This window comes from Paenibacillus sp. sgz302191, assembly GCF_057749925.1.
Genome location: NZ_JBYLHY010000116.1, coordinates 1 through 410, shown reverse-complemented (window position 1 = coordinate 410; position 410 = coordinate 1). Strand labels below are relative to the sequence as shown.

Annotated in this window: 1 protein-coding gene; it reads left to right on the top strand. The window is 42.9% G+C overall.

The window, feature by feature from the left end; translation table 11 throughout:
- Nucleotides 1-199: transposase (locus tag AC3G2T_RS38850; protein WP_488438836.1), on the top strand; the 199-nt coding region annotated here is incomplete at its 5' end.
- Between the last annotated feature and the right edge of the window lie 211 nt (nucleotides 200-410).

Sequence of the window (410 nt, the reverse complement as noted above, 5' to 3'; positions counted from 1 at the left end):
TGCGAAAACCATTCGTCAGCATGAAAAAGGAATCTTACGATGGTTTACATCGAAAGTGACAAACGGCATTATGGAGGCTATTAACGGCCTCATTCAAAGCGCTAAACGACGTGCGCGCGGCTACAGGTCGGTCAAAAACCTAAAAACGATAATTTATTTAATCGCAGGTGGACTGAAGCTCAAAACAGTCGAAATTTAAAACAAAAAAGAACCGCGATCAGTTTGGAGCCACAACCCGCTCATCTCACCGAACACGATTCCCTTGTCCAACAAACAGTATTTCCAACTTGTGGAGGTCCTATTCTTTGCGACGATCAGGAGGAGAACAATCTAGCGATTTGAGCTGAATACGATTCCCTTGTCCGAGTTTTATAGATTTATATTACCCATGTGAAACTGCGAATAGCCAA